13 protein-coding genes and 1 tRNA gene are annotated in these 13,598 nt (G+C 65.1%); 9 read left to right on the forward strand and 5 right to left on the reverse strand.

Annotated elements, in window-relative coordinates; genetic code table 11:
* The first annotated feature begins 90 nt into the window (after positions 1-90).
* From ACR652_RS21370 to ACR652_RS21400, 7 genes are all read left to right on the forward strand, one after another.
* Entirely contained in the window at positions 91-1,290 is a 1,200-nt protein-coding gene (locus ACR652_RS21370) for an MFS transporter (protein ID WP_434508493.1), read from the forward strand.
* 5 nt (positions 1,291-1,295) lie between these two features.
* Positions 1,296-2,102, forward strand: coding sequence for a thymidylate synthase (locus tag ACR652_RS21375; protein WP_434508494.1), 807 nt, complete (start codon positions 1,296-1,298; stop codon positions 2,100-2,102).
* Positions 2,103-2,112: 10 nt separating this feature from the next.
* Entirely contained in the window at positions 2,113-2,640 is a 528-nt protein-coding gene (locus tag ACR652_RS21380) for a dihydrofolate reductase (RefSeq protein ID WP_434508495.1), read from the forward strand.
* Positions 2,641-2,716: 76 nt separating this feature from the next.
* Positions 2,717-2,793, forward strand: a tRNA-Pro gene (locus ACR652_RS21385).
* 393 nt (positions 2,794-3,186) lie between these two features.
* Positions 3,187-3,996 carry an outer membrane protein gene (locus tag ACR652_RS21390; RefSeq protein ID WP_434508496.1) on the forward strand — a complete coding sequence of 270 codons (810 nt, stop codon included), beginning with the start codon at positions 3,187-3,189 and terminating at the stop codon, positions 3,994-3,996.
* Between the two features lie 260 nt (positions 3,997-4,256).
* Entirely contained in the window at positions 4,257-5,099 is an 843-nt protein-coding gene (locus tag ACR652_RS21395; RefSeq protein ID WP_434508497.1) for a YihY/virulence factor BrkB family protein, read from the forward strand.
* 83 nt (positions 5,100-5,182) lie between these two features.
* On the forward strand, positions 5,183-7,735 hold the full coding sequence (locus ACR652_RS21400; RefSeq protein WP_434508498.1) for a DNA translocase FtsK 4TM domain-containing protein: 2,553 nt from the start codon (positions 5,183-5,185) through the stop codon (positions 7,733-7,735).
* 36 nt (positions 7,736-7,771) lie between these two features.
* Here ACR652_RS21400 and ACR652_RS21405 read toward each other — a convergent pair whose 3' ends face one another.
* The gene (locus tag ACR652_RS21405) at positions 7,772-8,908 is read right to left on the reverse strand and encodes a hypothetical protein (RefSeq protein ID WP_434508499.1); all 1,137 of its coding nucleotides are present in this window, start codon (positions 8,906-8,908) and stop codon (positions 7,772-7,774) included.
* Between the two features lie 258 nt (positions 8,909-9,166).
* On the opposite strand from ACR652_RS21405, the gene ACR652_RS21410 reads away from it, so the two are divergent.
* Positions 9,167-9,379, forward strand: a complete 213-nt coding sequence (locus tag ACR652_RS21410; protein WP_434508500.1) for a hypothetical protein — start codon at positions 9,167-9,169, stop codon at positions 9,377-9,379.
* A gap of 192 nt (positions 9,380-9,571) precedes the next feature.
* Complete coding sequence (locus tag ACR652_RS21415; protein WP_434508501.1) at positions 9,572-10,366, forward strand: outer-membrane lipoprotein carrier protein LolA; 795 nt, start codon at positions 9,572-9,574, stop codon at positions 10,364-10,366.
* Positions 10,367-10,446: 80 nt separating this feature from the next.
* Here ACR652_RS21415 and ACR652_RS21420 read toward each other — a convergent pair whose 3' ends face one another.
* From ACR652_RS21420 to ACR652_RS21435, 4 genes are all read right to left on the reverse strand, one after another.
* Positions 10,447-10,716 (reverse strand): general stress protein, encoded by a 270-nt coding sequence (locus ACR652_RS21420; protein ID WP_434508502.1) that lies wholly within the window; start codon positions 10,714-10,716, stop codon positions 10,447-10,449.
* Between the two features lie 308 nt (positions 10,717-11,024).
* Complete coding sequence (locus ACR652_RS21425) at positions 11,025-12,059, reverse strand: aspartate-semialdehyde dehydrogenase (protein WP_434508503.1); 1,035 nt, start codon at positions 12,057-12,059, stop codon at positions 11,025-11,027.
* Positions 12,060-12,255: 196 nt separating this feature from the next.
* On the reverse strand, positions 12,256-12,621 hold the full coding sequence (locus tag ACR652_RS21430) for a hypothetical protein (RefSeq protein WP_434508504.1): 366 nt from the start codon (positions 12,619-12,621) through the stop codon (positions 12,256-12,258).
* A 193-nt stretch (positions 12,622-12,814) separates the two neighbouring features.
* Positions 12,815-13,594: a succinate dehydrogenase iron-sulfur subunit gene (locus ACR652_RS21435; protein WP_434508505.1), complete on the reverse strand. Its 780-nt coding sequence runs from the start codon at positions 13,592-13,594 to the stop codon at positions 12,815-12,817.
* Positions 13,595-13,598 lie beyond the last annotated feature (4 nt).

The raw sequence follows: 13,598 nt of genomic DNA on the forward strand, positions 1-13,598 counted from the left end.
AAAGGGAGGGCTGGCGACCTTCTCCCTCCCAAAACCCGCCGCTTTCGGATAAGCCCGAGGCCGCGGCGCCCCGCCGCCGACGGAACACACATGCCCGCAACACCTTCCGCCGCCCACAGGGCGCTTCTCGCCGCGACGGTCGGCTATGCGATGGACGGCTTCGACCTGCTGATCCTCGGCTTCATGCTGGAGCCGATCTCGGCCGATCTGGGCCTCGACCGCGCGCAGGCGGCCGCGCTCATCACCTGGACGCTCATCGGCGCGGTCGGCGGCGGGCTGCTCTTCGGCGTGCTGAGCGACCGCTATGGACGGGTCCGGTTGCTGAGTTGGTCGATCCTGGTCTTCGCGCTGTTCACCGGCCTGTGCGCCTTCGCGCGCGGCTACGATGATCTTCTGCTCTACCGCACCCTCGCCGGTTTCGGCCTCGGCGGAGAGTTCGGGCTCGGCATGGCGCTCGTCGCCGAGACCTGGCCCGCCGAAAAACGCGCGCGCGCCTGCTCCTATGTCGGCCTTGGCTGGCAGGCGGGGGTGCTCATGGCGGCGCTGCTCGCGCCCGCGCTCCTGCCCCATATTGGCTGGCGCGGAGTGTTTCTCGTCGGCGTGGTCCCCAGTCTCGTCGCCTTCGTCATCCGCCGCCATGTCGAGGAGCCGGAGATTTTCCGCGCCGCCGTCCGCGCCGAAAGCGCAATCGCGCCTCTGCGCCTGCTGTTCGCCGACGCGGAGAAAACCCGCGCCAGCCTCGGCATGGCGATCCTCTGCACGGTGCAGAATTTCGGCTATTACGGGCTGATGGTCTGGCTGCCGACCTATCTGTCGAGCCAGTTCGGCTTCAGCCTCTCGAAATCCGCCCTGTGGACGATCTTCACGGTCGCGGGCATGGCCTCGGGCGTCCTCGTCTTCGGCCATATGGCCGACACATACGGCCGCCGCCCCGCTTTCGTGACCTTCCAGTTCGGCGCCTTCTGCATGGTTCTGCTCTATGCGCAGCTTTCCGATCCCTGGGCGCTGCTGGTGGCGGGGGCGCTGATGGGGCTCTTCGTGAATGGCATGATCGGCGGCTATGGCGCCCTGCTCTCCGAGCTCTACCCCACCGAGGCCCGCGCCACGGCGGAGAATGTGCTCTTCAACATCGGTCGCGGCATTGGCGGCTGGGGGCCGGTGGTGATCGCCGCGCTGGCCGCGCAGTCCGGTTTCGCACACGCGATCGCACTGCTGGCGGGGATTTATCTTCTGGATATTTGCGCGACCCTGTTGCTTATACCCGAGCGGCGCGGCGCCGCCCTGGACTAAACGGCATGCGCCAATATCTCGACCTCCTCGACAAGATCCTGACCGAAGGCGTCCGCAAGGAGGACCGCACCGGCACGGGCACGCTGTCCATGTTCGGCCATCAGATGCGCTTCGACCTCTCGGAGGGGTTCCCGCTCGTCACGACGAAGCGCGTGCATCTGAAGTCCGTCATCCACGAATTGCTGTGGTTCCTGAAAGGCGACACCAATATCGGCTATCTGCGCGAGAACGGCGTCACCATCTGGGACGAGTGGGCCGACGCCAACGGCGATCTCGGCCCGGTCTATGGAAGCCAATGGCGCGCGTGGCCCGCGCCCGGCGGCGAGACCATCGACCAGATCGCCTGGCTCGTCGAGGAGATCAAACGCAATCCCTTCTCGCGCCGGCTCGTCGTCACCGCCTGGAATCCGGCGGAAATCGAGAAGATGGCGCTTGCGCCCTGTCACTGCCTGTTTCAGTTCCACGTCGCGGAAACCGGCGGCGCGAGACGCCTCTCCTGCCAGCTCTACCAGCGCTCGGGCGACGTCTTTCTCGGCGTACCCTTCAACATCGCGAGCTATGCGCTGCTCACCCACATGGTGGCGAAGGTCACGGGCTGCGAGCCGGGCGAGTTCGTCCACAGCCTCGGGGACGCGCATCTCTATCTCAACCATCTGGATCAGGCGCGTCTGCAACTGACCCGCGCGCCGCGTCCGCTGCCGCGTCTCGCGCTTAACCCTTCCGTCGCCTCGCTCTTCGACTTCCGCTACGAGGACATTTCGATCGAGGGCTATGACCCCTGGCCGGCGATCGCCGCGCCAATTGCGGTGTAAGGATTCAAAAATGACCCCCAAACTCGTGGCCGTGGTGGCGCGTGCGCGAAACGGCGTCATCGGCGTCGGCAATGGCCTGCCCTGGCGCCTCTCGTCCGATCTGAAACGCTACAAGGCGGGCACCTGGGGCCGGCCGATGATCATGGGCCGCCGCACCTGGGAATCGATCGGCCGGCCGCTGCCGGGCCGCGAGAGCGTGGTCGTGACGCGCCGCCCGGGATTTGTCGCGCCGGGCGCCCATGTGGCGGCAAGCCTGGACGAATCGCTGGCGGTCGCCGGCCGACTCGCTCGCGAAATGGGAACGGACGAGATCATCGTCGCCGGCGGCGAGGAAATTTACCGCGCGCTGCTCGCGCAAACCGAGCTGATCGAACTGACGGACGTCGATCTGGACATCCCCGGCGACGCCCATTTTCCAGCGCTCGACCCGGAAGACTGGGAAGAAGTCGCGCGGCAGACCCCGCCGCGCGGGGAGAAGGACGAGGCGAATTTTTCTTTCGTGACGCTTCGCCGGCGGCGGCGCGAAAAGGCGACGTGAGCGGCAAAAGACAGTTGCGGGAACGGCAACCAGTAGCTATAAGGCCCCTCGTCAGCGGCCGAGACGGCCGCCGGTTCGGAGTGTAGCGCAGCCTGGTAGCGCACCTCGTTCGGGACGAGGGGGTCGGAGGTTCGAATCCTCTCACTCCGACCATTTTCATCTTCTTCCAGCACGAAGTCGATGGCGCGAGCAGCCGCTCGTCGAGACCCGCTTCCCTGCGGGTCATCGGCGAGAGGCCGACGCTCGGCGCGACCCCCCGCTTTAACGCAGCTCGTAACATATTCTGGCCATCGGCCCGGCGCCACGGCGTCACCGTGGCAGCTAAATTGCAACGCCAAAATCGATCAGATTGATCAACATCTTATCAAACTATTGCCATGATCAATGAGTTTCACATCGTTACATGTTGCGTATTTGTTACACCCCTCCGAAAACCGGCTGAATCTTGCTGCGAAGGCCTAGACAAAAGGCCCCCCGCCAGCCTCTATGCTGCTCATGAGCTGCTGCTCTCGTTCTCGTTCACGAAGACCTAAAGGGCTTGTCTTGATGAAAAAAATAACTGTGTCCGTCGCCATGCTGGCGCTGTCCGCGGGAGTTGCCCTCGCTGCCGATCTCCCCTCCCGCAAGGCCGCGCCGATTCTGCCGCCGCCCCCGCCGCCGCCGCCGATGTGGACGGGCTTCTATGCGGGTCTCAACCTGGGTGGCGGCTGGTCGTCCAGCACGATCAACTCGAGCGGCATGACGGGCTATGTCAGCCCGGCGACCGGCAATTACTTCATTCTGCCGGGCAACACGCAGGGCGGCAGCAACGCTGGCGGCGTCGTCGGCGGCGGCCAGATCGGCTACAACTACCAGTTCGGCTCGAACATCGTGGTCGGCATTGAGACCGACTTCCAGGGCACGAGCATGTCCACGGGCGGCATGGCCAACCACATCCTGTATCCGGATCCGGATTCGAACGGCTTCCTGATTCCCCTGGCTCCGGGCGGCAACCGCGGCGTGGCTCTCAACTGGTTCGGCACGCTCCGCGGCCGCGCCGGCTTCCTGATCACCCCCACCCTGCTCGTTTACGGCACGGGCGGCTTCGCCTACGGCCAGGTTTCGGGTGGTCCGTTCAACGGCTCCAACGTCCGCACCGGCTGGACCGCTGGCGGCGGCGTCGAGTGGATGTTCATGCAGAACTGGTCGGCCAAGGCCGAGTATCTCTACACGGACCTGCAGACCAACACGTCCTCGGGCGTGTTCGGCTTCTCCCCCGGCTATCATCACCACCCGCAGTTCAACACGGTTCGCGCGGGCGTGAACTATCACTTCAACTTCGGCGGCGCCGGCGCTCCGGTCCTCGCCAAGTACTGATGTCGCGGCCGGCCCTCGCGCTGGCGGCACACGGAAAAGCCCGGCTCGCGCCGGGCTTTTTTCGTTTGGGGCCGCGTCGCGACGCCGGGCCTCGACAAAAAGAAAAACAGCCCGCGCCTTTACATCCGAGGTCACGAGCCGTTTTTTGGCGCGAGCTGGAGTCGACGCCGCTGCCGTCATAGCATCCGCTGGCTGGCGTCAGACTGACCATCGGTCGGCTGCTCTAGCCGAGGCGCGTCGCCCCGGTTAGTCTTCAGGCGATGCCAGTCATTCGGATCCTTTACGACTCCTATCTGAAATTCATTCGCGACGACGGCTGGGCGATCGCGAGCCATATCGCGCTCTCGATCCTCACCTCCTTGTTTCCGTTCCTGATCTTCCTGACCGCCCTCGCCGGCTTCTTCGGCCTCAGGACGGAGGCCGACGCCGCGACCGCGCTCATCTTCGAGACCTGGCCGCCGAGCGTCGCGGGTCCGATTTCGGCGGAAATCCACAATGTGCTGACGCAGCCGCGCGGGGGGCTACTGACGGTCGGCGCCGTGCTGGCGATCTATTTCGCCTCCAGCGGGGTCGAGGCGCTGCGAATCTCGCTCAATCGCGCCTATGACATGCGCGACGAACGGTCCTGGTGGCTGCTGCGGCTCGAATCGATTCTCTACGTCTTCCTCGGCGCGGCGGCGCTGCTCGCCGTCGCCTTTCTGATGGTGCTCGCGCCGCTTGCGCGGGCGCTGGCGGAAAAATATGCGCCGGGCCTGATGGCCGAGCTCGAACCGCTCTATGCGCCCGTGCGCTACGGGGTCACCTCGTCGATCGTCGGCGTCGCGGTGCTCGCGGCGCACAAGCTTCTGCCGACCGGTCGGCGCAGCCTGCTCATGATCGCGCCGGGCTTCGTGCTGACTCTCGTCGTCTCGCTGGCCTTCGGCGCGGGGTTTGGCGCCTATCTCGCCAGATTCGCCAGCAACTATGTCTCGACCTATGCGGGCCTCGCCTCGATCATGATCGCGCTGGTCTTTCTGTATACTCTGGCGGTCATCTTCATTTATGGGGCTGAACTGAACCAGATCATCGCGCTGCGCGCCGGCGCCCGAAAGTCCGAGGGTTAAGCGGCTCTTAACCGAGGTTTTTTACCCTCGCGCATGATCGGCGCGCCCTCCCGGCGCCGTCTCGCCATGCGGGCCAGTTTCACATGCGTAGCTATCGATTTCACCGATTTTCAGAACAGCTTCGCGAATTTCTGGCCCGTCGCGCGGCAGAGACGGCCGGCGCCTTGATGGTGGGAAGCGCCGGGGCGATGACGCTGGCGCTTGTCAGTTGGTCGGCGCAGGACCCGTCCCTCAATCATGCGACCGGCGGGCATGTGCGCAATTTGCTGGGGTCTCCCGGCGCCGTCACCGCCGATATCTTCATGCAACTCGTCGGGTTCGGCTCCATCGCCGCCATCCTGCCGCTGGCGACGCAGGGCCTGCGCATGATCCGCCGCCGCCGAATCGACCGCGCTGCGCTGCGGCTCGGCCTCTGGGTGACGGGCATTTTCGCCACGGCGGCGACCGCCTCGCTGCTGCCGACGACGGACCGCTGGCCTCTGCCGACCGGCCTCGGCGGCGTCGCGGGCGATGCGATTCTCGCGGTGCCGCGCACCATGTTCGCCGGCTCCGGAATCTTGATGGCCATCTTCGGCCTCGGCGCGGCCTTCGTCGCGATTCTCTCGGTCAGCGGCGCCTCGGGGCTGGGCTTCGAGTCCGAAAACGACATCCGCGAGGATGGTCTGCGGCACGAGGACGACCCTTCGCCTGATGTGGAGGAAGACGACGATCCGGCCGGCGAGCCGGGATTCGCGCTCATCTCTCTCGGCGCCCTGCTCCATCTTGGCCTCTCCGCGAAGGCGTCGCTGCGGCGCGTCGCCGAGAAGCTGCGCAAGCGCGTGGCGCCGCGCCCGGTCGTCGAGGAGGAATCGGGATCACAGCCGCGCGTCGAGCCGACCTTCGACGATCTGGAAGTCTACATGCCCTACGCGCCGCGTCGGATGCGCCGCGCCGAGGAGGCGGCCTCCGACGATGACGATGACGACGCGCCCGACGCTTACAGCGCGCCGGCGCCACGCACGGCGCCTGGCCGCGCGCCGGCCGCGGCGCCGGCTCCCGCCCGGCGCGTCACCCGCGAACCCGCCCGCCAGTCCGCTCGCGCGGCCCCGGACGCTTATGATTATCCCGAGCCGCAACTGCTCGCCGAGCCGAAGAAGACGGCCGGCGCGGCGCCTGTTTCGGAGGACATCCTCGAGTCCAACGCCCGCGTGCTCGAAGGCGTGCTGGAGGATTTCTCGGTGCGCGGCGATATCATCAACGTCCGGCCGGGCCCCGTGGTCACGCTCTATGAGCTGGAGCCGGCGCCGGGCATCAAATCCTCGCGCGTCATCGGCCTCGCGGACGACATCGCCCGCTCCATGTCGGCGGTCTCGGCGCGCGTCGCGGTCGTGCCGGGTCGCAACGCCATCGGCATCGAGCTGCCCAACCAGCGCCGCGAGACGGTCTATCTGCGCGAGCTGATCGCCAGCGAGGACTTCCTGCACTCCAACCACAAGCTCGCCATCGCGCTCGGCAAGACGATCGGCGGCGAGCCGGTGATCGTCGATCTCGCCCGCATGCCGCATCTGCTCGTCGCGGGCACGACCGGCTCGGGCAAGTCCGTCGCCATCAACACCATGATCCTGTCGCTGCTCTACCGGCTGAAGCCGGAAGAGTGCCGTTTGATCATGGTCGATCCCAAGATGCTGGAGCTCTCGGTCTACGACAATATCCCGCACCTCCTCACGCCCGTCGTCACCGATCCCAAGAAGGCGGTGGTCGCGCTCAAATGGGCCGTGCGCGAGATGGAGGACCGCTACAAGAAGATGTCCAAGCTCGGCGTGCGCAACATCGACGGCTACAACGCCCGAGTCGCCGACGCGCACAAGCGCGGCGAGACCATCACGCGCACCGTGCAGACCGGCTTCGACCGCGAGACGGGCGAGGCGATCTTCGAGCATGAGGAGATGGACCTCTCCGCTCTGCCCTATATCGTCGTCATCGTCGACGAGATGGCCGATCTCATGCTCGTCGCCGGCAAGGACATCGAAGGCGCGATCCAGCGCCTCGCGCAGATGGCCCGCGCCGCCGGCATCCATCTCATCATGGCGACGCAGCGCCCGTCCGTGGACGTCATCACCGGCACGATCAAGGCGAACTTCCCGACGCGCATCTCCTTCCAGGTGACCTCGAAGATCGACAGTCGCACCATTCTCGGCGAGATGGGCGCCGAACAGCTCCTCGGTCAGGGCGACATGCTCTACATGGCCGGCGGCGGCCGCATTTCGCGCGTGCATGGACCCTTCGTGTCCGATGCGGAAGTCGAGCATGTGGTGGCGCATCTCAAGGCGCAGGGCGCGCCGCAATATCTCGACGCCATCACCGCCGAGGACGACGACATGGGCGATGACGGCGAGGCGCCTCAGCCCGGCTCGATGGATGCGGAGGAAGGCGGCGATCTCTACGACCGCGCCGTGGCCATCGTGTTGCGCGACAAGAAATGTTCGACGAGCTACATCCAGCGGCGCCTGTCGGTCGGCTACAACAAGGCGGCCTCGCTGGTTGAGCGGATGGAGAAGGAAGGCGTCGTCTCGGCGCCGAACCATGCGGGCAAGCGCGACATTCTCGTCGGCGGCGGAATTGATCGCGGGGCGTTCGACATCGAGGCGGCGGAATAGAGCCGTCGCCCGCGCGACGGCTCCCCCGTCAGGGACTCAATTGGCGCAGGCCGCGCCATTGCCCATGGCCGTCCTGACCGCGAGCCCGTTGAGCCAGGCCTTGTGCGAGCTGTCCCAGGCGCCGAAATAATTCTTCTCGGTCAGCCCTGTCGCATAGCTGGCGAAGGAGCCGGTTTTGTTGAGCGCGTCTTCCTTGCTGAGGTTCGAGACGCCCGCGAGCGAATAGCCGACGTAATAAGCGGCGTTCACGCAGGGCAGCGTCTTCTGGACCGCCGCCGCGAGCGCGCCCGTCGCGTAATGATCGAAATGGTCGCCCGGATTTTTGGACTCGTCGAAGTCGTTCGCGTTGAGCCAGACATTCGGACTGCCGGCCGACTCGGCCTTGACGATGGCGGTGACGGTCCCCGCCAGATCCGCCCATCCCTTGTAGGTCGTCGAATTGTTGATGGCCTTCAGCGTGCTCACCTCGCCATTGTGGAGCTTCACGATCGACGTATTTCCGGTGCCCGGAAAACCCTCGCCCGCCCCATTGCCGTCGGGCAGGCGCAGAAAATAGGCCACGGAACTGCGGTACCAGAATTTGTAAATCAGATGACCGTTGACCGTGGCGGTGACGGTGTAGATTTTCTCCGCCCAGGGTCGCGCCGCATCCGCCATGAAGCGGATGCTTTTCAACGCGGCGTTTTCACGCGCGAGATAATAGGGCGCGTTTGTCGGTCCCGCGCCAAGCCCCCCGTCGCCCGCGGTGACGAAGATGAAGACCGCCCGCGCGTCTGCGGCGACGTCCCGATAGGGAAGGCTGAAGAGCACGAAGTCGTCGGGATGCGCGGAAAAATAGACAGCCGTCGTGCCGCCGGCAAAGGCCGCCGTCGTCGCGGCGCCGGCTGTCACAGCGGGCGCCGCCGTGGGGGCTGCGCTCGGCGCGAACGCCCGGGGGCCGCCGCCGCTCGTTGAAGCGGATGGCGGCGGAAGAGACTGCGGCGCGCTCGCATGTGGGGTCGTGAGCGCCGCCGGCGGCGGGGTCAGCCGAGCAGGCGCGGCGTATTTCTGCAGGAATTCGATCTGCGCGCGCTGGTTCGCCTTGACATCGCCCGCCTGTGCGGATGCGCAGACCGCCCCGAATAGAACCGCCGCGTGACCTGCGAGGACAGAACCTTTCCAAAAGATCGTCATGGTCAGTTTCTCCCGATCATGCTTGCGGTATTTTCAAAGCCAAGTTTCAGCTTGTTTTCTTACAGCAGGCTCCTGTTTTATTTCAACACTTGAAGTCAAACCTGTATTCTTAATCTTAATACTTCAAATTTTAGCGATTCAGCCGCCGCCCCACGACGGACCGGCGCGCCGCGCGCCTTCAAAAAAAATGATGGCCCCGCCATGGACATGGCGGGGGTCATCGCTTTAGCTTGGCGCGTTTCGATGTGAGGGTGGCGCATGAAAAAGATGTTCATCACTATGGGTTTGGCGACGGGTTTGGCATTCGTTCTGACAACGGGCGCCGTCGTCGCCGAGGACAGCAAGGACTCGAAAGAGGTTGCGGTCGCCAAAAAGGGCGACAAGGAAAACAGCAAAGGCGGACGGCACAACGAGGACTTCTGCGAGCAGCACCCGCAAGCCTGCAAGCCGAAGCCCGTTTCGGGAGAGTAAAACTGACTCCTGGCGAGCGCCCCGTATGACTGGCTCTGACCTTTGCCGCCGGGAGACATCCTCCCGGCGGTTTTTTTGCGTTTCAGGGTCCGCGCTTTTTTCCGGCGCGACGAGGCGCCGGGGCAAACGCCCGCATTTCGGCCAAGTTATGTTAGCAAGTGGGTCGGAAGCTCCAAAACCGGATTCGCGCCAGTGAAGCACGCTGTTCTCGCCATCGCCCTCGCATCTGCGCTCGCCGCGCCGGCCGTCGCCGGACCCGCCGCGCCGCCCGCCGAGACTCCCACCGGGACGACGCCGGGCCAAGCGCCAAAGCCGGCGGAAAAGGCCGTCGACGCCAAGCCGGCGGATCCGAAAGCGGCGGACTCCAAGACGACCGCCAAAGGAAAGAAAGGCGCCAAGGCCGCCAAGCCGGCCGATCCCGTTCAGCTCGCCAATCCGGCGGCGCCGGCCGAGCCGCCCAAGCCGCTCACCCGTGAGGAGGCGGTCAAGCGCGCCGACGCGTTCTTCAACGCGTCCCCGGTCATGACGGCGGATTTCGTGCAGATCGGCGCCGACGGCGTGCGCTCCGAGGGCAAGCTCTATGTGCAGCGCGCGGGCCGGGTGAGGTTCGAATATGCGCAGCCGGCGACCATGGAGGTCGTCGCCGACGGCGCGCAAGTCGCCGTGCGCGACCGCAAGCTCAATACGCAGGATCTCTACTTCATCAATCAGACGCCACTGAAGTTCCTGATGAAGGAGAAGATCGATCTGGAGAAGGACGTCACCGTTCAGGACGTGCAGACCGACGACTCAGGCGTCACCATCCTGATCGAGGACAAGGCGACCTTCGGCGGCACCTCGCATCTGCGGCTGATCTTCGATCCCAAGACCTTCAAACTGAAGCAATGGCAGGTGAAGGACCCGCAGGGCTATGAGACGCTGATCACCCTCTTCAACATCGACCAGACGAAGACGCCCGATCCGGCGCTGTTCAAGATCGGCAAATAGCCGAAGAGTCCGGCTGGCCGCGCAGCATGACGGCGCGGCCGACCGGGAATGCTCCCTCCCGCTCTCTCGCGGGAAGGCGCTCAGCCGTTCTTGGGAAGGACGGTTTTATGGGACGCCGCGCCGCCCTTGGCGCCGGCGACGGACGCCAGGGTGCGATCCTGCGAAAACGAGCGCTTGGCGGGATCGACGTTCCTGCCGCCCTTCTGACCCGCCTTCGCCGCCAGGTCGGCGTCCTGCGAGAAGCTCCGCCGCTCCGGCGGCACGCTCTTGCCGCCCTTGCGGGCGATCTCACGTTGCCGTTCCGGGTCCATCGAAGCAAACCCACGCTTACTCTTCTTTGGCGCGTCCATGGTGTCCACCAGTCACAAAAGGGGCGACGCCCTGGCCCATCGAGCCGGACGTTCACATCGCTCCCGCGCGGCCGGAGCCAAAGCGGGAGGTTCGCGATGGTTGCAAGCTACGTTTGGACAACCGAAAATGGCAACAGAAAACGTGACAAACGTTAGAAATTAATTGTTAGCACTCTAGAAAATCACGAATTTCTGTCGGTCTTGGCGCGACGTTCCGGCGCATTTCAACCCTGCAACGTTACCAAAACGCAGCGGCCGGACGTCCGATGGGGACGCCCGGCCGATTCCTTTCGAAATCTCGCTGGTCGTTACGCGGCCCTGGCTTTGGGCGTGAGCAGCTTGCGGTTCATCAGAACCTCCGCGATCTGGACGGCGTTGAGCGCCGCGCCCTTGCGCAGATTGTCGCTGACGCACCACAGAACCAGCCCGTTGTCGACCGTGGGGTCTTCGCGAATGCGCGAGATATAGGTGGCGTCTTCGCCCGCCGCCTCGTGGGGGGTGATGTAGCCGCCAGGCTCCCGCTTGTCGATCACGAGCACGCCCGGCGCCTCGCGCAGAATGTCACGCGCCTCGTCCGCCGAGATGGGCTTCTCGAACTCGATGTTCACGGCTTCCGAATGCGAGATGAACACCGGCACGCGGACACAGGTGGCGACGAGCTTGATCTTCGGGTCGAGGATCTTCTTCGTCTCCGCGACCATCTTCCACTCTTCCTTGGTGAAGCCGTCCTCCATGAAGACGTCGATCTGCGGAATGAGATTGAAGGCGATTCGCTTGGGAAATTTTTTGGCTTCCACCGGGTCCGAGACAAACACCGAGCGCGTCTGCGCGAAGAGTTCGTCCATGGCGTCCTTGCCGGCGCCCGAGACCGACTGATAGGTCGACACCACCACCCGCCGGATGGTCGCGGCGTCATGCAGCGGCTTCAGCGCCACGACGAGTTGCGCCGTGGAGCAGTTCGGATTGGCGATGATGTTCTTCTTGCGAAAGCCGGCCGTGGCGTCGGCGTTCACCTCGGGCACGATCAGCGGCACGTCCGGGTCCATGCGCCAGGCCGAGGAATTGTCGATGACGACGCAGCCCTGCGCGCCGATCCTCGGCGACCAGTCCTTGGAGACCGTCCCGCCCGCGGACATCAGACAGATGTCCGTGTCGGAAAAGTCATAGGTGTCGAGATGCCGGCATTTCAGCGTCTTCTCTCCGAAGGACACCTCCTGCCCGATGGAGCGCGACGAGGCGAGCGGCACGACTTCCGACACGGGGAAGCGGCGCTCCGCCAGAATATCCAGCATCTCGCGGCCCACATTGCCCGTGGCCCCGACGATGGCGACCTTGTACGCCATTGAGAAACTCCGTCCGGCGCGATGGCCGGGGTTCAGAGCGCTTTCCCCCGGGGCGGCTGCCGGCCCGGCGAAACGGAAAGCGCGGTCGAGAAGGCTCTAGAGCATTTCCCGCTCTGATGGAATCAGAGCGGGGCTCTCGTTTTTTGGCTTGTCGCGCTTTCTTGCGGCCAACCGGTTTCCAGGGGCGGAAAGCGCTCTAGAACGGAAGACCGACGCCGACATTGCCAGATGGCGACATGTTCACGCCGCCGCTCTTCGAGGAGGAGGTCCGCTCCTCCTGCTGGAGCTGTTCCTTGGTTTTCGGCGGCGCCTTGCCGGGCGACCAGCCCTCCAGCTCGCCGAACTGCCGGTTCGGACCGCCAGCCGCGCCGGTCTTGCCGGCAGGCTGAGGCGCAGCGGCGTCCGCGCCTTTCTTGCCCTTGCGCTTGACCTGAACCGAGGCGCCCGACGTATCGAGCGCCTTGGGATCGACCTGCAGGTCCTGCGCGACGGCGGCGCCCGCCGCGGTCAGGAAGGCCGCCACGAGGAGAGATCCGTAAAAACGACGCGCGCAATGACGCATGGCTTTGTTCTCCGAAAATGCTCCAGCCGTCCTACCCCCGCCGCGCGGCGGGATCAAGGTCGGAGGCGACGGCGCGGCGGAAACCCCACCCGTCGCGCTGCGCGCGCCACCCTCCCCGCGAGGGGAGGGATGAGAACACGCAGATTGCCGCTTTTTCTGCCAATGCGGTCGCGAGATCACGCCGGGCGTGGGCTCACGCCTCCTGACGCGCGATGGCCAGGTTCTTCAGATCGGCGATGGCCTTGGCGGGCGACAGGCCCTTGGGGCACACTTTGGTGCAGTTCATGATCGTGTGGCAGCGGTAGAGGCGGAACACGTCATCCACATATCCGAGACGCTCCTCTGTCGCCTCGTCGCGCGAATCCTGCACCCAGCGGAACGCCTGGAGCAGCGCCGCGGGGCCGAGGAAGCGGTCGGAGTTCCACCAATAGCTCGGACAGGCCGTCGAGCAGCAGGCGCAGAGGATGCATTCGTAAAGCCCGTCGAGCTTCGCGCGATCCTCGGGCGATTGCAGCCGCTCCTTTTCCGGATTGGCGCCGGCGTGCAGCCAAGGCTCGATCGCCGCGTGCTGCTCATAGAAGATCGTGAGATCCGGCACCAGATCCTTCACCACGCCCATATGCGGCAGCGGATAAAGTTTGATCGGCCCCTCGATCTCGTCCATGCCCTTCGTGCAGGCCAGCGTGTTGACGCCGTCGATGTTCATCGAGCACGAGCCGCAGATGCCCTCGCGGCAGGAGCGGCGGAAGGTCAGCGTCGGATCAATCTTGTTCTTGATCCAGATGATGCCGTCCAGCACCATCGGCCCGCAGTCGTCCGTATCGACGAAGAACGTGTCGATGCGCGGATTGGCGTCGCTGTCCGGGTTGTAGCGATAGATGCGGAACTCGCGGAGAGTCGCCGCGCCTTCCGGCTTCGGCCACGCCTTGCCTTCGCCGATGACGGAGTTTTTCGGAAGGGTAAATTCGACCATCGGT

It is taken from the genome of Methylocystis sp. (assembly GCF_051061225.1).
Taxonomy (GTDB): domain Bacteria; phylum Pseudomonadota; class Alphaproteobacteria; order Rhizobiales; family Beijerinckiaceae; genus Methylocystis.